The organism is Desulfoscipio sp. XC116 (assembly GCF_039851975.1).
Lineage (GTDB): Bacteria > Bacillota > Desulfotomaculia > Desulfotomaculales > Desulfallaceae > Sporotomaculum.
This window is the reverse complement of sequence record NZ_CP156660.1, coordinates 3,980,913-3,998,194: the sequence shown is the minus strand read 5'-3', so window position 1 is coordinate 3,998,194 and position 17,282 is coordinate 3,980,913. Positions and strand designations below refer to the sequence as shown.

General features: G+C 43.2%; 20 protein-coding genes. 13 read left to right on the top strand and 7 right to left on the bottom strand.

Annotated features, from left to right (window positions below):
* Position 1 precedes the first annotated feature (1 nt).
* The 7 genes from ABDB91_RS18720 (at position 2) to ABDB91_RS18690 (ending at position 6,138) form a co-directional block, all read left to right on the top strand.
* Positions 2 to 310: a nucleotidyltransferase domain-containing protein gene (locus ABDB91_RS18720; protein WP_347489241.1), complete on the top strand. Its 309-nt coding sequence runs from the start codon at positions 2 to 4 to the stop codon at positions 308 to 310.
* Positions 311 to 783: 473 nt separating this feature from the next.
* Positions 784 to 1,815 (top strand): methionine ABC transporter ATP-binding protein, encoded by a 1,032-nt coding sequence (locus tag ABDB91_RS18715; protein ID WP_347489240.1) that lies wholly within the window; start codon positions 784 to 786, stop codon positions 1,813 to 1,815.
* Positions 1,808 to 2,524, top strand: coding sequence for a methionine ABC transporter permease (locus ABDB91_RS18710; RefSeq protein WP_347489239.1), 717 nt, complete (start codon positions 1,808 to 1,810; stop codon positions 2,522 to 2,524). Before ABDB91_RS18715 ends, ABDB91_RS18710 begins: the two co-directional genes overlap by 8 nt.
* Positions 2,525 to 2,530: 6 nt before the next feature.
* Entirely contained in the window at positions 2,531 to 3,358 is an 828-nt protein-coding gene (locus ABDB91_RS18705) for a MetQ/NlpA family ABC transporter substrate-binding protein (protein WP_347489238.1), read from the top strand.
* 263 nt (positions 3,359 to 3,621) lie between these two features.
* Entirely contained in the window at positions 3,622 to 4,509 is an 888-nt protein-coding gene (locus ABDB91_RS18700) for a zinc ABC transporter substrate-binding protein (RefSeq protein WP_347489237.1), read from the top strand.
* Complete coding sequence (locus ABDB91_RS18695; RefSeq protein ID WP_347489236.1) at positions 4,506 to 5,309, top strand: ABC transporter ATP-binding protein; 804 nt, start codon at positions 4,506 to 4,508, stop codon at positions 5,307 to 5,309. Before ABDB91_RS18700 ends, ABDB91_RS18695 begins: the two co-directional genes overlap by 4 nt.
* The gene (locus ABDB91_RS18690; RefSeq protein WP_347489235.1) at positions 5,290 to 6,138 is read left to right on the top strand and encodes a metal ABC transporter permease; all 849 of its coding nucleotides are present in this window, start codon (positions 5,290 to 5,292) and stop codon (positions 6,136 to 6,138) included. Before ABDB91_RS18695 ends, ABDB91_RS18690 begins: the two co-directional genes overlap by 20 nt.
* Positions 6,139 to 6,207: 69 nt before the next feature.
* On the opposite strand, the gene ABDB91_RS18685 is transcribed toward ABDB91_RS18690, so the two are convergent.
* The 4 genes from ABDB91_RS18685 to ABDB91_RS18670 all read right to left on the bottom strand — a co-directional run bounded on the left by ABDB91_RS18685 (position 6,208) and on the right by ABDB91_RS18670 (position 10,288).
* Positions 6,208 to 7,146, bottom strand: coding sequence for a TIGR03943 family protein (locus ABDB91_RS18685; protein ID WP_347489234.1), 939 nt, complete (start codon positions 7,144 to 7,146; stop codon positions 6,208 to 6,210).
* A gap of 5 nt (positions 7,147 to 7,151) precedes the next feature.
* Positions 7,152 to 8,726 (bottom strand): permease, encoded by a 1,575-nt coding sequence (locus ABDB91_RS18680; RefSeq protein WP_347489233.1) that lies wholly within the window; start codon positions 8,724 to 8,726, stop codon positions 7,152 to 7,154.
* Positions 8,727 to 8,731: 5 nt separating this feature from the next.
* A complete protein-coding gene (locus tag ABDB91_RS18675) occupies positions 8,732 to 9,703 on the bottom strand; it encodes a GTP-binding protein (protein WP_347489232.1) in 972 nt (323 codons plus the stop codon).
* A 168-nt stretch (positions 9,704 to 9,871) separates the two neighbouring features.
* Positions 9,872 to 10,288 (bottom strand): transcriptional repressor, encoded by a 417-nt coding sequence (locus tag ABDB91_RS18670; protein ID WP_347489231.1) that lies wholly within the window; start codon positions 10,286 to 10,288, stop codon positions 9,872 to 9,874.
* Positions 10,289 to 10,843: 555 nt separating this feature from the next.
* Between ABDB91_RS18670 and ABDB91_RS18665 the strand changes: the two genes are divergently transcribed.
* Positions 10,844 to 11,779, top strand: a complete 936-nt coding sequence (locus tag ABDB91_RS18665) for a DMT family transporter (protein WP_347489230.1) — start codon at positions 10,844 to 10,846, stop codon at positions 11,777 to 11,779.
* Between the two features lie 144 nt (positions 11,780 to 11,923).
* Here the strand turns inward: ABDB91_RS18665 and ABDB91_RS18660 are convergent, their stop codons facing one another.
* Both ABDB91_RS18660 and ABDB91_RS18655 read right to left on the bottom strand, forming a co-directional pair.
* Complete coding sequence (locus ABDB91_RS18660) at positions 11,924 to 12,367, bottom strand: ImmA/IrrE family metallo-endopeptidase (protein WP_347489229.1); 444 nt, start codon at positions 12,365 to 12,367, stop codon at positions 11,924 to 11,926.
* A gap of 99 nt (positions 12,368 to 12,466) precedes the next feature.
* The gene (locus tag ABDB91_RS18655) at positions 12,467 to 12,904 is read right to left on the bottom strand and encodes a helix-turn-helix transcriptional regulator (RefSeq protein ID WP_347489228.1); all 438 of its coding nucleotides are present in this window, start codon (positions 12,902 to 12,904) and stop codon (positions 12,467 to 12,469) included.
* Positions 12,905 to 13,125: 221 nt separating this feature from the next.
* On the opposite strand from ABDB91_RS18655, the gene ABDB91_RS18650 reads away from it, so the two are divergent.
* The 5 genes from ABDB91_RS18650 (at position 13,126) to ABDB91_RS18630 (ending at position 15,667) form a co-directional block, all read left to right on the top strand.
* Positions 13,126 to 13,689, top strand: coding sequence for a hypothetical protein (locus ABDB91_RS18650; RefSeq protein ID WP_347489227.1), 564 nt, complete (start codon positions 13,126 to 13,128; stop codon positions 13,687 to 13,689).
* A gap of 272 nt (positions 13,690 to 13,961) precedes the next feature.
* Positions 13,962 to 14,516: a sigma-70 family RNA polymerase sigma factor gene (locus ABDB91_RS18645; RefSeq protein ID WP_347489226.1), complete on the top strand. Its 555-nt coding sequence runs from the start codon at positions 13,962 to 13,964 to the stop codon at positions 14,514 to 14,516.
* Between the two features lie 176 nt (positions 14,517 to 14,692).
* Positions 14,693 to 14,857 carry a hypothetical protein gene (locus ABDB91_RS18640; RefSeq protein WP_347489225.1) on the top strand — a complete coding sequence of 55 codons (165 nt, stop codon included), beginning with the start codon at positions 14,693 to 14,695 and terminating at the stop codon, positions 14,855 to 14,857.
* A gap of 189 nt (positions 14,858 to 15,046) precedes the next feature.
* Entirely contained in the window at positions 15,047 to 15,274 is a 228-nt protein-coding gene (locus tag ABDB91_RS18635; protein ID WP_347489224.1) for a DUF1659 domain-containing protein, read from the top strand.
* Between the two features lie 168 nt (positions 15,275 to 15,442).
* Positions 15,443 to 15,667 (top strand): DUF2922 domain-containing protein, encoded by a 225-nt coding sequence (locus ABDB91_RS18630; protein ID WP_347489223.1) that lies wholly within the window; start codon positions 15,443 to 15,445, stop codon positions 15,665 to 15,667.
* A gap of 130 nt (positions 15,668 to 15,797) precedes the next feature.
* Here the strand turns inward: ABDB91_RS18630 and ABDB91_RS18625 are convergent, their stop codons facing one another.
* Complete coding sequence (locus ABDB91_RS18625; protein WP_347489222.1) at positions 15,798 to 16,892, bottom strand: aromatic acid exporter family protein; 1,095 nt, start codon at positions 16,890 to 16,892, stop codon at positions 15,798 to 15,800.
* Between the last annotated feature and the right edge of the window lie 390 nt (positions 16,893 to 17,282).

The window sequence follows — 17,282 nt, the reverse complement described above, 5'->3', positions numbered from 1 at the left end:
AATGTACGGGCTGCTGGAAAGAGATCTTAATTATATAATGGATGCCGTAAAAAAGTATTCAGAAATAGAGGAAACCATTCTGTTTGGCAGTAGAGCCATGGGAAATTATAAAAAGGGATCAGATGTAGACCTTGCCCTAGTGGGTGAAAAAGTCGACAGAAAAACAGTAAGAAGGCTAAGTGACGATCTAAATGAAGAATATCCATTGCCATACTTTTTCGATATTGTGAATTGCAACGATATTATGAATGAAGAACTAAAAAAACATATCGACAGTGTGGGAAAATCGATTTATAAAAGGGGAATGTAAAATATTTGGGGGCAATGGTTGTAATAAACTCAGCTTACTGAAGGAGGACTACGCGGCCATTTTAACCGGAAATGCCGCAGGCGATATCCAGGGTGGGTAATAGACGATGATATTTGCCTCAGTGAGTTCGGGCCGCGTGTAAAGTACAGCGCGGTTCCAGAGATGGGGTCGGGTAGAATTCCCACCTGAAGTCCCGATGTTCAGCTTTAGCTGAACGAGTTTATTTTTTCTTCCCGAATTATTCTTAGGAACAGTTCAAAAATATTATCCCGGGAGGTTTTTGGTGCCTTGCCGGCGAAGTAAATATAGGTTCTGGCTTTAATTTTCTTTAATTTACTGCATTATTAAGGCAAATAGATAAATTAATCGGAATTAACTGTAAATCCTCAACAAAGCTTCAGCTATGTATTTTAACCGCCGGTGATGAGTGATGCAAATTAATATGCCGTTGTGCTGTAGTGGAGGGCGCTGAGTTGATCAAAATTAAAGACTTAAGCAAAATTTATATAACACCGGGGCAAAAAATTATTGCTCTGGACAAGGCAAGTCTTACTGTAGATAAGGGTGAGATCTTTGGCATTATCGGTCTCTCCGGGGCAGGCAAAAGTACCTTGATCAGGTGTATTAATATGCTGGAAACACCAACCGAGGGTTCCATCATTGTGGACGGGCAAGAAATTACCAGTTTGGATAAGCGTGGGCTGCGCGTTGCCCGGCAAAAAATCGGTATGATTTTTCAACACTTCAATCTTTTATCATCCAGGACAGTCTTTGAGAATGTCATGTTTCCATTGGAAATTGCCCGGGTGCCCCGGCAGGATGCCGCCAAGCGGGTCCGGGAGCTTCTGGAACTGGTGGGCCTGGCTGATAAGGCCGGGGCTTTCCCGAGCCAGTTGAGCGGTGGTCAGAAACAAAGAGTAGGTATTGCCCGGGCCCTGGCCAACGACCCTAAAATACTTTTATCCGATGAGGCCACCTCGGCTCTGGATCCCCAAACCACCCGCTCTATATTAAAGCTGCTAAGGGATATTAACCGCCAGCTTAACCTGACTATATTACTGATTACTCACGATATGAACGTTATTAAAGAGGTATGTGACCGGGTGGCGGTTATTGATAACTCCCATATCGTTGAAGTCGGCTCTGTTTTAAATGTTTTTGCCAGTCCCGGTACAGTTACCTCTCGGAGTTTTGTTAATACGGTTATCAACAGAGAAGTTCCCGCGGAGCTGCTGCACCGCTTCCGGGCTCGGGACGGTCACACAAACACCCGGCTAATTCGTATTTCATTTATCGGCTCTTCGGCCGGTGAACCGGTGATATCCTCAATGGTGCGCAAGTACGATATTGAGGCCAATATTCTTTACGGCAACATAGATCGGATCAAAGATACGCCCTTTGGCAACTTGGCCTTGGAATTAATCGGTCCGCCCGGGGTAGTGCAGGAATCGTTGGATTACTTGCGCAGCCGGGGCTTGGAAATCGAGGTGATAAATAATGCATGAAGCAATCATGGGCGTTAGTCAGGTTGCTTGGGTATTATCGGCTTTGGGGGATAATGCCTGGATTGCGGATAAACTGGTGGTGGCGACATGGGAGACTATCTATATGGTTGCAACATCCGCCTTCCTGAGCTACTTGTTTGGCTTACCTTTGGGGGTTATTTTGGTTATCACCGCAGAGGGCCATGTATTGGAAAACAGTTTTATAAATAATGTGCTTGGGTGGGTTATTAATGCTGCCCGCTCCGTGCCCTTTATTATCTTTTTGATTTTGCTTATTCCCTTTACCAGACTGTTAATTGGGACTTCCATCGGTACTGTTGCCTCCATAGTTCCCCTTACCCTGGCGGCCATTCCATTTGTAGCCCGTTTAGTGGAAACTTCCCTGAAAGAAATTGAATGGGGATTGCTGGAGGCGGCTCTGGCAATGGGGGCCGGTACCTGGACAATTATCTCCAAGGTTTTATTGCCCGAAGCCAAGCCCTCCCTGCTTCTGGGGGTTGCTATAACAACCATTAACCTGGTCGGCTATTCAGCGATGGCAGGAATCGTAGGAGGAGGTGGTTTGGGTACACTGGCTTACTATTACGGTTACCAGCGTTATGAAAATTCAATCATGTGGGCAACCGTTATAGTTTTGATCATACTGGTTCAGGGCGTTCAAATGCTTGGTGACAATCTGGCCGGAAAAGTAGCTAACAAGAGGAGGTAAAAGTTAATGAAAAGACTGGTAACACTGTTGTGCTGTTTGGCAATGGCCGTTGTTGTTTTGACCGGCTGCGGAGGTAATAATGACAATGAACCGGCCAAGAATACTGCAGCCGATTCCGGTAAGTTAGTGGTGGGAGCTACCGCCAAACCCCATGCTGAGATATTGGAAGTGGCCAAGCCCTTGCTGCAAAAAGAGGGTGTGGACATGGAAATCAAAGTCTTCACTGATTATGTATTGCTGAACCCGGCTCTGAAGGACAAACAAATTGACGCTAACTTCTTCCAGCACATACCCTATTTGGATGACTACAACGCTAAAAACAACGACAACCTGGCGTGGACTGTTAAAGTACACAGCGAGCCTATGGGTGTATACTCCAGTAGGATAGATAATCTGGACAAGCTGGCCGATGAAGCAAAGATAGGTATACCTAATGATGCCACCAACGGCGGCCGGGCTTTAAATGTCCTTGAACAGGCCGGACTTATCAAGCTTAAGGAAGGCGCCGGTGTATCCGCTACTGATGCCGACATCGTGGATAATCCGAAAAAACTAAAAATACAAATGATGGATGCGGCTATGCTGCCCAGGGCTCTGGCGGATTTGGATTTATGTGTGATTAATAGCAATTATGCTCTGGAGGCCGACCTGAATCCGGTGCAAGATTCTATTTTCATGGAACCTAAAGATTCCCCCTTTGCCAACATAATAGTGGTTCGGGATGAAGATAAAGATAAGGAAAACATCAAAAAGCTTGGCCGGGCTCTGCAATCGCCGGAAGTGAAAAAATTTATCGAAGATAATTATAAAGGCAGTGTAATCCCCGCTTTCTAGGGCTTTTTTAACCTCTGAGACCGTTTTTGCGGTTTCGGAGGTTTTTAAATTACATATGACGTTCTATAAAAAACTCCATAACCAGGTCAGACAAGAGTGCTTGTCCCTGCTCGAACACTACAGTGAAGACGAGCAAGCTGCAATATTACGGTGGTAGGATATTTATTTGGGTGGGTAATATTGACAAGTATGTTCCACTGTATTATAATTCTAATTGCAAATGCATACTATTTGCAATTAGAATGCAAAGGTGGATAAAACGCATGAAATTAAAAAAAGTGTTGTATACTGTTTTGTCCTTGGTGTTTACTCTCAGCCTTTTCTTTGCTTCAGGCTGCAACAATCAGCAAACATTAAAAGAAACATCAAAAGAGGGGGAAGAAAAAACAATTGCAGCCGTGACCGTTTTGCCTCAGAAAGCTTTTGTCGAAGCGGTGTGCGGTGATCTGGCGGAGGTAGTTGCAATTGTGCCTCCCGGAAACAGCCCCGGCAACTATGAACCTACGCCTCAAGAAATGGAGAAATTCAGTAAGGCGTCTGTCTATTTTACAATCGGCGTGCCGACAGAAAAAGCTAACATACTGCCAAAGGCGGGGAATATGAAGATTGTGGATTTGCCGGCCAAAGTGGCCGAGGTCTATCCCGATAGAGAGTTCAGCCCGGGAAAACGGGACCCGCATATCTGGCTTTCGCCAAAGCGGGCAAAAGTTATGGTTGAAACAATTGCCGAAACCATGAGCGGCCTTGACGCCGGGAATGCACAAACCTATCGGGCAAACGCCGCAGCCTTTCTGAAAGAACTTGATCGCGCGGATACCGAGATAAAAGAAACTTTTGCCGGAATTCATAATAAGAAATTCATCGTACTTCACCCGGCCTATGGGTATTTTGCAGATGATTACGGGTTGGAAATGTATGCCCTTGAACAGAGCGGCAAAGAAGCTACACCACAGCATTTGCAGGACATGATCGATCTTGCCGATGCGGAAAATATTAAAGTTATTTTTTCTCAAGCCGAGTTCGACAGCAAGCAGCCTGATGCGTTTGCAGAGGAGATCGGTGGAGAAAAGGTAATGCTTGATCCTCTGTCTGATGATTATATTGCCAACCTTGAAAAAATAGCGCAAGCTATAGCCGGAGCAATGCAATGAGCGCGCATGCAAAGATCTTAAACGCCGTCCATATTGACAATCTTTCAGTATATTACGGACAGACGCCTGCCATCACAGGCGTCTGTCTTGATGTGCCGGATGGTGAATATCTGGGAATTATCGGACCTAATGGCGGGGGAAAATCCACACTTTTAAAAGCTATTCTGAACCTTGTTCCCATTTCCGCCGGGACCGTTCAAATTTATGGAAACAATCCGAGTAAAAACAGAGCGTTCATTGGATATGTTCCGCAGTCCGCTGTATTGAACAGAAAATTCCCCATCAGCCTGGTTGAGGTTGTTCTGACAGGACGCTTAAAGCGGGGATTAGTCCCTTTTTCCGCCTTTACGCAGCAAGATAAGGAAAAAGTTTATGAGCTGCTTGAAAAGGTAGGTATCTTAAATCTTGCAAATCGGCAGATATCGGAGCTGTCCGGAGGTGAATTCCAAAAGATGCTTATAGCGAGGGCGCTCGCCCTTAATCCCAGGCTTTTGCTTTTGGATGAGCCGACCGCCAGTGTAGATGCGGTCTCACGCGAACAGATATATAGCTTACTTTCGGAACTGAATAAAAACATGACTATTATCCTTGTTACGCATGACTTGCTTGCTGTCTCCTCTCAGGTTCAGAGTCTGGCTTGCCTCAATGGACAGCTTATTTATCATGGAGAACCGGAGCTTACCGAAAACATTGTAAACAGTCTTTATGGCTGCCCGGTTGATTTAATCGCCCACGGAGTGCCTCACCGGGTACTTAGGGATCACGAGGAGGGAACACCCGTTGATACAGGCGCTTTTTGAATATCAATTTTTACAGCATGCCTTTCTTGCCAGCATACTTGCGAGCATAGTCTGCGGTATTATCGGAGTTATTATTATTGAAAAGAAGCTGGTCATGATGAGCGGCGGCATTGCTCATACCTCATACGGAGGCGTGGGGCTGGGATATCTTTTGGGCTTTGAGCCGATCATGGGCGCATTTTTATTTTCCATATGTGCGGCGATGGGAATAGGATATATTAAAAGAAAAAGCAGTACGCATTCCGATGTGATAATCGGCCTGTTTTGGTCACTCGGGATGGCTCTGGGCATTCTTTTTATCGCACTCATGCCCGGTTACCCTCCCGACTTAAGCTCTTATCTTTTTGGCAGTATTTTGTCCGTGACCAAAGCCGATCTTTATTTAATGATCAGTATTACATTCATTTTAGTGTTTATAATCGTTGCCTTATTCAATGTTTGGAAAGCTTATTTGTTCGATGAGGAATTCGCCTTAATTATAGGCATAAAAACCGCTTTTTTGGAGTATCTGCTTTTAGTGCTCATTGCTATGACTGTGGTGGTTTTAATCCGGGTTGTCGGTATTATTTTGATTATCGCGTTGCTTACAGCCCCTGCGGCGACAGCCGGGATGTTCACAGCAAATCTTAAAGAACGAATGCTTTATTCAATTATATTCGGGAACATTTTCTGTATGGCGGGGTTATGGATTTCGTATCTGATAGATATTGCGTCGGGAGCCGCTATCGTTATTCTATCGATAATATGCTATTTCTTGTTATTTATGCTGCGGTTTATGTACATGAAGTTGGCAAAGCAAAAAACTGCTGTGGCTAATACTAAATCTTAACGTCTAATAAATCCATAAAATAATGAGAAGCGTTAAAGGTGCGAGGATACATCGTTCATATTCATTAAATTATGGATAGATATAGCCTTCCACTTTTTCGGCAGGTGTGATTTTAGTCACAGAAATTTGCGGATCCACACATTCCACACCTTCATATGTATATTTTCCTATATAAAGTGTACCTTCAACAGTCACCCATGAATCTGCATGCAATTCAGAAGCCTTGTCATACTTGCAACGTAATCCGGCAGGCGCTAAATCTGCAACGCAGCATGTCATCATCGGACGGGCGGGTACAAATTCATCATTTTTTAATATTTCAGGGTCTTTGAAAACATACCCGGTCATTATGACCGTATACCCTTTGTATTTTTCCATATTTATATATATCTCGGCAAGCCACATGCCGAAATCATCATTTGACACGGTAATTTTCTTATTTTGCACATCTAAACCGGGTAGGTTAACAGCAGCTTCATTTTCCTGAGTGTTGAAAGTAGTCGTGTCCGGAGGAGCGGTTGCGCTGTTATCAGCTATTGTTGTATCAGTCGCGGACATATTGTCGGCATTGTTTGCAGACCGGTCATCTGTGGACATACTCGACGAGCTGTTAAAATCGGAATTGTTCAAAGAATCCTGATCCTTGGGTGTTTTATAAGCATCTTGTCCGGGGATATCTGTATACGCACTTTTGCTCAAATAGCCTGTAGATAAATCAGCGGTATTGATCGGGGCATGGGGTAATATAAGCAGTAGCATGGGTATAATCAGGACTAAGCAATGCGCCGCCCGGATTTTATGCTGGGGCCGGAATAAGTGGACCATACCTCCCAATGCCCAAACAGTCATGACAGCCGCGGTAAAGTAAAAGTAAGGTACCATTCTGGGAGTAACATATGACTGATATTTGCCGGTGAAAACCAAATACAACATTAGAACCGCAAATGAAACGTAACATATAAGTTCTAATAATATCTGAGGATTTAATACTCTCTTTTGTAGATACATTTATTTCAGCCTCCGATAACCAGGCGTGCAAGCAAAAATACGACTAAGAAACACATTGTAAAAGTAACGGCCAGGAGTCTGGCAATAAAACGCTTTGAAAAACCGCTCGATAACATGATAACGTTTTTAATATCAAGCATGGGACCAAAAACTAAAAATCCCATGACCGCTTCCAAAGGAAATCTTGAAGCGAAACTGCGGGCAATAATTGCATCGGATGACGAGCACAAGGATAAAGAAAAGGCCATTAACATCATGACAAGCAGCGAAACGGCAAAATCCGCACTGTTTTGCAGGTAAATTGCTTTTGTAATTGTTGTTTGTAAAACCGAAGCTACAAACGCGCCAATCATAAGGTATTTTCCCACATTGAAAAACTCTGCTTGCGAATGGCGGATAAATAGGCTCAATTTACCGCCGAATGTCGTTATGTTTTCCGCTCCTTCGTAACACCCGCAGCTGCACATAATACCATCAAAGCCGCTTGGCAGCACCCTGGCGCCGGAAGGTCTGATTGCGAACCAAAGACCGGTCAGAACAGACGCGATGATGCCAAGCCCTATACGTGCGGCGACAATTTGAAGATTGCCGTTAAAAGCATAATAGGTGGACAGCATAACCACGGGATTGATTACCGGTGTAGCCGTCATAAAGGTAACAGCCGCCGCCAGCGGAACACCTTTACGCACAAGGCTTCTGAAAATGGGGATTGAAGCACAATCACAGACCGGTAGGCAGAAGCCGCCCAAAATGGCTGCCAGCATTCCCCAGCCTAGCTTTTGGGGGAATTTGCGTTCAATGGCGTCTTTGGATATGAAAACCTGTATCAGCGACGAGATCAGTACACCAATCAGTAAAAACGGCACAGCCTGAAGCATGATTCCTAAAAACACATTGATGACTGTGTTCATAGGGGCTTGTGAAAGTTCGAGAAGAGGTGCTGCTAAAAGATATAGAATAATAAACAAAAGGATCACCATGCAGAATGTGTTAACAGGGCGTTTCTTTTTGCGATAGACTTCGGAATAAATTTTTTGGGTTTGCCCGATGCCCAGCAGCTTTACACCGGGATTAATATTACGCATAATCTTTCTGATCCGATAATAATCCTTTTGGGAGCGCGCACCTCTTACAATCGCAAAATCGCAATTCGCTATTTGTTCAGGCAACGCTCCGCCTGTTTTACCCAACAGATTTTCCAGGTTTCCGGCATTCGCCATATGGATTACCTTTTCGATCTGACAGAGGCGATTTAATGACGGGTGCAGAAATAAGGCCTGCAATTGGGCAAACGGCGTAACGCCGTTCCATTCTACCCAGATATCATCTACCGGATTTTTGAGTAAATAATTGTATATTTCTTCTGGGATTTGCTTTGTATGCTGTTCCAATAGCCGCTTGGGGAAATTTATCACATGGCAATTGCGATATCGACTGCTAAACTCCTCCTCACCGGATTCAAACTGGAGTACGAGCATTTGCGCATCCCGTAATCCCCTATTATTAAGCAGTTTGTTTAAAAGTGTGGTTTTTCCGGCGTCAAGGAAACCGGTGACAACAAAAACAGGTATTACAGGCAAGAAGTTCACTCCCCGCTAAAGAGCCTTATCAATTCTTGCTTGTCCAAATTACGGCCGATAATACACAGTGTATTACCTTCGGTAACGCAGTTTGTGATTTTTAAATCTCCGGGGAGATATTGCACATTTACATACCCTTTTGCTCCGTGAACGATGCCTTTGGCACGCAGGACATTTCCGGATTGATTTTTTTCCAATTTATGCATGCGCAATTTTAAATCCTCAATGGTAAATTTCCGATTTGTGCGAATGGTGACAGTGTCAAAGAAATTTTCGGCAAAATGGTCGTGGTCGCAATCTCCGTGATCTTTATGACCGCGGGTATCATCGTGATGATGGTTTTTGCATCCATGAGTGTGACGGCAGTGGTTTCCGTGCTCATGATGATCGTGTCGTGGAAGCAATATCTCTTCAACATTGATTTGATGCCAAGGCTTGGTAAAGATAATCGAACGCGTGTTTAGATTTTTGACTAAATTGTAAGTATCATTAACTTTATCGGGGAAATCCTCAGTACGGCTAAGTAATATGACATCAGCATTTTTGATTTGATCCTCAAAGAATTCGCCAAAATTATCAAGATACATTTGGCAGCGTTTCACATCCGCAACTGTAATTTTCGATTTGACTTTTGCGAGTGAGGAGATAGTCGGGTTTGAGCATGCCGACACGATATCTGACAGCTTACCGACACCCGATGGTTCGATGATGATTTTATCAGGGTTGAATCGTTCCAAAATTTCCTTAACGGATTTTACAAAATCGCCTGAAAGGCTGCAGCAAATACAGCCTGAATTGATCTCCTTCACTTCAACGCCGCTTGATTTAAGCAAGGCGGCATCTATGCTTATTTCACCGAAATCATTTTCGATAAGAACAACTTTGTCTTTTTTAAAAGTCTCTTTGAGCAGTTTCCGGATCAGTGTAGTTTTTCCGGCCCCTAAGAAACCTGAAATTACGTATATTTCTGTAAACATTTAAAGCCTCCTTGGGTGGTTGAGCGCTTTTATCAAATTCCAAGACTCCACTTCTATAAGTGTAAGTTCCTATCTTACTTCAGGTGGGGCAGGATCCTCATCTGAAGCCCCATGTTCAGCTTTAGCTGAACGAGTTCATTGTATATACTATACTATTAATACTGCAAATTAATTTCTTCGGTAGCAATTTTTACAATACCCGTATAACTCCAGGTTATGCCCTAGCACATGAAAATTATCATCTTCAAGCTTTGGTATGAAATTCTCCATTGGACAATTATTCATTGGTATGATTTTGTTACAGCCCATACAGATGGCATAATGCTTATGCTTGGAATGATTGAGTTCATACATTGCCATCTCATTATTCATCATGTTGACTTTATTCACCATGCCTTTTTTTATAAAAAACTCCAGTACTCTATAAACGGTAGACAACCAGACCGCTTCTCCGTCGGTTTCTATTTTGGAACATATGTCCGTTGCGCTTAAAGGCTTTTCGGAATGCTCAAGAACTGAGAGTACACATGCGCGCTGTTTGGTTCTTTTTATACCCGCAGGCCAGTTATTTTGTATCTTTTCCAAATCATTCACCTCTTTCAGTCCTTCTTGTATAAAGAACATATCTATTGTTATCTTGCCGGAGCTTTCATTCTGCAGTGCCGCTTACAGTTATCCTCAAATCTTTCTGCTATAAATGCAAATGCGTATGATTTGCATCTAAATTTATTATAGAATGTCAATTTGAGGAAGTCAAGTTTTCTATGATTTTGCAGGGTTATTGGTGACTAAAGTTAAATTTTCAATATATTTGTAATACGATGTTATGCAGGAAACCGAAAGAGCTAGGGGTTTATTGGAAAAGTGTAAAAACAAGGATCTTTAAGGTTTGGAAAATGGTGTCTGGGCAGAGGCAGTCCTAATTTTATCTAACACTACAGCATAAAGTACAGAAGGATTTTATATATTATAGGTCAAATATAATATACTAGATACCAAATGCGAAAGAGTTGCAAATATCTAGTTATTGTACAAATATCTAGTTATCGCAATAGAAATTGGTTGCTGGGTTATGAGAACGGAAAGGGGCAACGATATAAGCATTCCGGGTTATATCGTCTACTTTAAAAAATTTGTTTAATGGATGGTCGTTTAAAGTTGAATTATTCTAATTATAAACTGGTGCTGCCATATATTTATTTGACCGTTGTGCCCTTGATCTGGGCGGGTAATTTTATAGTCGGAAAGGTACTTATAGGAGTACTCCCGCCGTTTAGTATATCGGCAGGCAGATTTATTGTCGGTGCATTGATTCTTGGCCTGTTGTTATTAAATTTAAAAGATAGAACTAAACTTGACGGTATTTTAAAAATTAAAATATTGATCTTGGGGTTAACGGGCGTATTTGCTTTTAACAGCCTGCTTTATATTGGTTTAAAGTATACAACAGCTATAAACGCTACTTTAATAAACTCCTTCAGCCCAATTGTGACAATCTATTGTTCCTGGTTGTTTCTAAAGGAAAATATCGGATACAAGCAGATTTTAGGATCTTTTTTTGCCATACTCGGTATTATTATAATACAATCCCAGGGCTCGCCGGCTGTATTGTATAATTTGGATTTCAATATCGGCGATTTAATAATTTTCCTGAATACTTTTATCTGGGCCATCTTTACCATCTTGGGTAAAAACGTAATGTATTCATTAAGCCCCATGGAAACTACAACTTATTCAACTTTAGCCGGACTTCCTTTTTTATTTCTGGCGTCCGGATGGGAAATTTCCCATACCGATATCGCTTTATCATGGCCCATAGCGGCGGGGATTTTGTATTTAGGGGTATTTGCCACTGTATTAGCTTTCATTTGGTATTATAAAGGCATACAAATGGTTGGTGTGGCGAAATCGGCCAATTTTTATAATTTAATTCCTGTTTATTCAATCTTTTTGGCTGTTTTTTTCTTGCAGGAGCAAATAACACCTTATCATATTACCGGGGGTTTTTGTGTTATGCTGGGAATAGTATTATCTTCCGGTAATCTTAAGCTAGCTCGTTTTTTTATTCGTAAATAGTGTTGTTTGCCATGCGGTTATACTCAGGCCATAAAAGAAAGGCGCTGCATCGATAAAATTTTATCCGCCCTCCTCAATATCCCTGATATTTACAAAACGTGTCATCATTTAACTGCCATCTTTCATGACTGTCCCCTGGCATACTCAGTAATGCTTCAAAAAATTAGCCCTGGCGTTTAAGGGAGGATCTATTACTTTGTAACCTTTTCTTTTTAAGATGCGAAACTTAAAATCAAGCAGCTCTGCCGGTACGCCAAGCGTACTGGCAGCGGCAAAAAATGAAATATCATCATTTAACATCCTAAGTACGTCTTGATCTTCTAATATAAAATCGGCGGCAAAAATATTGGCTTCATACTCATAAAGAGATGTTTCGTCAAATAGCTTAAAATCATGAAAACTTTTCACGCCGGGTAATTTGCGGTGTAGAATTGCATGTCCCAGCTCATGGATTAAAATTATCCGTTGGAGCTGTTCAGCAAGGTTACTGTTAATGACGATAGCCTGTTTACGTGATTGTTGTAAATAGAATCCTTTGCAGGCCCCTTCAAATGAACCCATAGGCTGGTATAGCAAAGATATTTTCATATTTTGGCATAGCCTGACGGGGTCCGTTTCAGAGTACTTCCTTTTTATTTTTCTTACCTCGTTACTTATAACGGCAATACTCATTATGGCAGCCCTCAACTATTCTTTTTTCTTTTTCCGGCCATAGGTTTTCTTTGCTTCTTCTTTACAAGTTACATAAGCTATCATAAGCGCCTCAAAAAATGCATCCTTCGCCTCCTGGCTCAAATCTCCGCCGGCAAACAAAGCCTTATTCTGTTCGAGCAGTGCTTTAGCCTCTCCGGCTCCCTTACGGCCATAGTTCTCACGCACGATGTCCATAAAAACATTTTTATCCTTATTGGCTTGCGAATCGGTTTCCTCTTCATTCAGCAAATACTCAACAGAAACATTAAGCACCCGGGCCAGCTTTTTTATAGTGTTTCCTCTGGGGATGGTATTTTCATTTTCATACGCAGTGATGGAACGTTGGGAAAGGCCTACCTTTCGTGCCAGTTCCGCCTGGCTTATGTCTAAACTTTCGCGGGCATCTTTCAACTTCTCTGAGAAACTCTTCATGTAAAGCTTCCTTTCAACTGAGAATTTGCATACTTGGTAAACTACATAAAACTTCTTGACCGAACTTCACGGAACTGCTATAATTTACCTAAAACTATGAAGTTATATTCATTATAGTTCAGCAAACTTCTTGTGTCAAGGACATCTATTGATTAACGACAAGAAGCAACGGAAACAATAACGATATTTTTTGCCCATTGTATTAAAAGGGGGGATTTAAAATGCGGCCTTTATGTAACCTAATTAGAAGAGAAAGAGATGATAATAAGTTTCACAGGACCAAGCTGCTTCTCATGATATACCGAAAAGTAGTATGGCGGGTGGAAGAAGCTATTGGTGAAGTTAATGAAACCGCCTATGCGTTTGGCGGTAAGCGCATTGCCAATTTAGTGGATTTTTTATCCTTGGATTTAGATTATTTTGATTGCGCCAAGGATAAAAAGGCTATTGAAGAAAGACTTCTGAACATCGCGGAGTCCAAAAGCATGATAGATATTGTGGACAAGGCGCTGGTAAAACTGAGGACCCACCCGGACAACGGTGAGATTTATTTTAACATTATAACCGGCAGTTATATTAACAAGGATAAATTAACCGATGATCAAATCCGGAAGAAATATCATCTTTCAGCTTCAACGTATTACCGCTACAAGAAAAAAGCTATTAATATGATGGGGATTATCCTCTGGGGATATATCCTGCCACCCCTCAGGGATATCTGGATGCTGGGTGGAGATGGTTGGGTAGCGGAAGAGCGGCCTGTGCTCAGGGCGGTGAAAGGATGATGAGAGGTAAATGAGAGTAGGTTAGCAGTCTAATGAAATTGTAATGGTAGTTTAAGGGAAATATAATTGATACAGCGGAAAATATGTCCACAAAATTGCGAAAAAAATTAGCCGTTCCAACCGGGAGTTATTAACTTCTAGCCGGAGCGGCTATTTTTTTGCCCTTTTTAAGGAGATTTCCTTAAAAAGCTGCCAGGCATTGATGTGCTCAAAGGCGCATCAGTGCCTTTTTTTTATGCCCATTTTACCAAAATTCGGAGGAGGACAAGCATATGTTCAAACAATTTAAAACAGCGGGTGGAATCAGCATAGTCATTGATATTACTGAGGATGGTAAGGTGACCTATGCGGTGGGAGACAAAAAAACCATTTTTAATTTAAGTGACTGTGAGGCTATTGCTTATGAGTTCTCAGATGGTAAGGGAGGGATGAAAAAGTCCGTTATTACTGAGGAGATGCTTTCGGGTACGGACGAGCTGGAGCCATGGATGTGGCTTGTTATCAACGAAGGTGAGAATCGCCTTGCCTACAATAACAATCAAACAGAGACCCGCCGGCATTGCAGCTACTGCGATCAAAACGATAAATGGGATATTCTCAAGGCGGATGACGATGTGTTGGACGATGTTTTGTACAGCTTGGAAGAAGATTATTTAAGGAAAGCTATTGCCGAACTGAAGCCGCGGCAGCAAAAGCTGATTAGAGATATTTATTACAGTGGTATGACTATGGCGGATGTGGCCAGGCGGGACGGGGTGCACAAATCATCCGTTTCCAAGCGCGTGGCGCGCATCATTAAGCAGTTAAAAAATTATTTAAAAAGTTAGTGTTAGAGGGGGCAACTTGTGCTGTCGGGGTGACTTATATATAGAGGCGCCAAAACACGGATGCATTTAGAACATGCGGTATGTGGGAATCGGGGGTAAAGAGCCGGTTCAAATAAGGTGCCGGCGGCCATGAAAAAGATATCCGGCAGATTTTAAATCGAAAGGGGTGAACATGTATGAGTGAAGAAAATTTACAGGCCTATTGCAGGCTGGCCGGGAAGCGGGAAATGGTTTTAGACGGTGCGACAGATCTTGGTGAATTTCTGGTTTTTACGGATGAAGATTCAGGCCGGCCTGTTGCCGGGAAAGTTATTCGGGTATTCAATTTAGTCCCAAAGTGATTAGTGTAACTTTATATTGCTATTTAGCTGATCATTGCAATTTTCTGAGCTGATTTGAAATTGGCCGGATAATCTCGGCCGTTTTATTTGGGCCGGCGGGGTGAATACCCTTGCCGCCCAAAGACAGGGCTTAAATATTTAACGGCCCTGGATAGCAAATTACTCCGGCATAGAAAGGAGGTGAACTAGATGGCGGTTGAAAAGGTGCCAAGCGGTACGGTATTGCGGATGCAGTTTCAAACCGGGCTGGACGGCGATGGTGATCCCATTTACCGTACCAAGAGCCTCAGCAATGTTAAAACAGATGCTGCAGATCAGGATATTTTCGATGTAGCCCGGGCCTTGGTCCAATTGCAGGAGCATACCTTGGTGGCGGTGCTGCGTGTGGACAGTGCTGTGTTGGAAGAAGTAGTTTAATCTTTCCATAGCGGTGGGCAGCCGGCACCATTTGTTGGCCCGGTCAAAGCGCTGCGTTTGTGTGGATTTATTAATCCCAATTTGCCGGTACCCGGCTGACCGGTCAGAGCCGGATTAATGAATGACTGCTTGTAATCTAAAATAAAGCCGGAGAAAGGAGGTGTTCATATGGCTGCTACGCAAACTTTACAGATGTCTTTTGTCAACCAGGGGGGAACCCGGACCACTATTTCGCTGGATAATCCCAAGGATACCTTGACCGAGGCGGAAGTGGTTGCCGCGATGGATCAAATTATCGCCAAAAACATTTTCAATACCACCGGCGGTGATCTGGTAGCCAAGCACAGCGCGCAGGTTATCGATAGAACTGTCAATGTCGTCTACGAACAGTAGCATGACCCGATATCACGACAATTTTCGGAGCGTATCTTTCGGGCGGCGGGGATGTAAGTTCTCCGCCGCTCATATGGATGGGAGGAGTGTATTCTGTGGAAGAAATGATGAAGCTGGCGGCTCTATGTTTTTACAGATCATATCTTTTCATATGCACCGCACTGTTCAAAATTTTTTTGGCTTCCCTGGTCGCCCATCTGATTTCTCCCGCTACGGTGGAAGCTTCTATTAAGGCGTGCAGGTAATAGCTGCCGATTAACTTTGCCTGCCACTTCTCAATAACCAATGTCAGTCTTCCCCAAAATTTTTCGCTGATTTCCTCCGGCTCGACTGCTTGTTTGTCACAGAGCAGTGACCTGAGCTTGTGGTTGACCCGGATGACGGTATTACAGTCGCTGTCCAGTATTTCCAGGATGGCTTTAAACTCGTCGGTAATGTTTAGCTGACCTGATTGTAACCGCCTTTCCAGTCTGGCGGGTAAAATATCATATATTTGATCAGCCTTCTCGACAAGCAAGCGGTTATACGTGGATAGTTTTTCCGCGCTGTTAAACCATTCGTCGGGATCGACCGGGTCTAAATGAGTACTGAATTGTTTTCTTTCCCGGCGATAGTGTTCGGCAATAACAGCGCATTCCTCATTTAAACTAATCACCTTTTGCCGTAACTCAACGGGCTGCGGTATTGGTTGGTCTACGATGCGGACATAATCGTGTACGGCCCGGCAAAAGTAATTTACCGCCGCTTCATTGCTTTCCCGGAGCAGTTCGTTAAAGCGGGAGCCGTGCCGGGGCGGCCAGAGGATAATATTCACCAGCATGGCGACTATAAGGCCGGTAAATATCACCGCCGATCTGGTGAAGGCGTGCAGTAAAAACTGGTCGGGGGAGGCGCTTAATATGAATATGGCGGCTACAATGCCCATGATAATACCGTTATGTAGCTTTAACCGGGTATACAGGATAATTAAAAAAACCGTAATGGCGCCCATGGTCAGGGGGGTGCCTCCCAGCAGGCAGCCAAAAAGAATGCCTGCCGTAACGCCCAACACGTGCACGATTATTTGCTCGCCCGCTTTTTTATAAGTCAGGTACAGGGAGGGCTGCAGGTTGATAACTGCGGATACGGCGCCGAAGACAGACGGTTCCAGGTTTAACTGGCGGCAAATAAACATGGTTATGGTAACGGCAATACCGGTTTTGATTATTCTGTGGCCTATTTTCATTTTCTTTCTCCGGTAAGTTGTTAATCTGTGACATTTATCAGTACTGCCGGTTTGCTCTTAATCTGCCGCTAATGACCGGCTTTACCGGCAACAGATAAAAATATATTACCATTTAACCGGTATAAGTCAAACAATTTGTTCGCTGATCTGTTAGTTCACAGGCTGTGAAATTTTTAAAAACAATCCCTTGCGGTTAGGACAGTGTCCTAAGGAAGCGGGAGGAAAGAAGAAAAGTCGTGTCGCCGAATTTTTCTTGTGGTAATACGTTCCTGCGTGATATTGGAGAAAGTATTGATATTTTCATCGCTGATGATTTCCCGTATAGTAAGTTCCTTTCGTGGTTAGGCTGGAACTTCGGGCCAACTTGGCCCGAAGTGGTTTGAGATTGAG

What these genes read in the sequence shown, in the direction of transcription:
- ABDB91_RS18700 (WP_347489237.1), top strand. Translation starts at nt 3,622, where the DNA reads ATGAAATTAAAAAAAGTGTTGTATACTGTTTTGTCCTTGGTGTTTACT.
- ABDB91_RS18660 (WP_347489229.1), bottom strand. Translation starts at nt 12,367, where the DNA reads ATGAAAATATCTTTGCTATACCAGCCTATGGGTTCATTTGAAGGGGCC.
- ABDB91_RS18635 (WP_347489224.1), top strand. Translation starts at nt 15,047, where the DNA reads ATGGCGGTTGAAAAGGTGCCAAGCGGTACGGTATTGCGGATGCAGTTT.
- ABDB91_RS18645 (WP_347489226.1), top strand. Translation starts at nt 13,962, where the DNA reads ATGTTCAAACAATTTAAAACAGCGGGTGGAATCAGCATAGTCATTGAT.
- ABDB91_RS18650 (WP_347489227.1), top strand. Translation starts at nt 13,126, where the DNA reads ATGCGGCCTTTATGTAACCTAATTAGAAGAGAAAGAGATGATAATAAG.
- ABDB91_RS18625 (WP_347489222.1), bottom strand. Translation starts at nt 16,892, where the DNA reads ATGAAAATAGGCCACAGAATAATCAAAACCGGTATTGCCGTTACCATA.
- ABDB91_RS18665 (WP_347489230.1), top strand. Translation starts at nt 10,844, where the DNA reads ATGGATGGTCGTTTAAAGTTGAATTATTCTAATTATAAACTGGTGCTG.
- ABDB91_RS18685 (WP_347489234.1), bottom strand. Translation starts at nt 7,146, where the DNA reads ATGTATCTACAAAAGAGAGTATTAAATCCTCAGATATTATTAGAACTT.
- ABDB91_RS18705 (WP_347489238.1), top strand. Translation starts at nt 2,531, where the DNA reads ATGAAAAGACTGGTAACACTGTTGTGCTGTTTGGCAATGGCCGTTGTT.
- ABDB91_RS18710 (WP_347489239.1), top strand. Translation starts at nt 1,808, where the DNA reads ATGCATGAAGCAATCATGGGCGTTAGTCAGGTTGCTTGGGTATTATCG.
- ABDB91_RS18630 (WP_347489223.1), top strand. Translation starts at nt 15,443, where the DNA reads ATGGCTGCTACGCAAACTTTACAGATGTCTTTTGTCAACCAGGGGGGA.
- ABDB91_RS18695 (WP_347489236.1), top strand. Translation starts at nt 4,506, where the DNA reads ATGAGCGCGCATGCAAAGATCTTAAACGCCGTCCATATTGACAATCTT.
- ABDB91_RS18675 (WP_347489232.1), bottom strand. Translation starts at nt 9,703, where the DNA reads ATGTTTACAGAAATATACGTAATTTCAGGTTTCTTAGGGGCCGGAAAA.
- ABDB91_RS18720 (WP_347489241.1), top strand. Translation starts at nt 2, where the DNA reads ATGTACGGGCTGCTGGAAAGAGATCTTAATTATATAATGGATGCCGTA.
- ABDB91_RS18655 (WP_347489228.1), bottom strand. Translation starts at nt 12,904, where the DNA reads ATGAAGAGTTTCTCAGAGAAGTTGAAAGATGCCCGCGAAAGTTTAGAC.
- ABDB91_RS18640 (WP_347489225.1), top strand. Translation starts at nt 14,693, where the DNA reads ATGAGTGAAGAAAATTTACAGGCCTATTGCAGGCTGGCCGGGAAGCGG.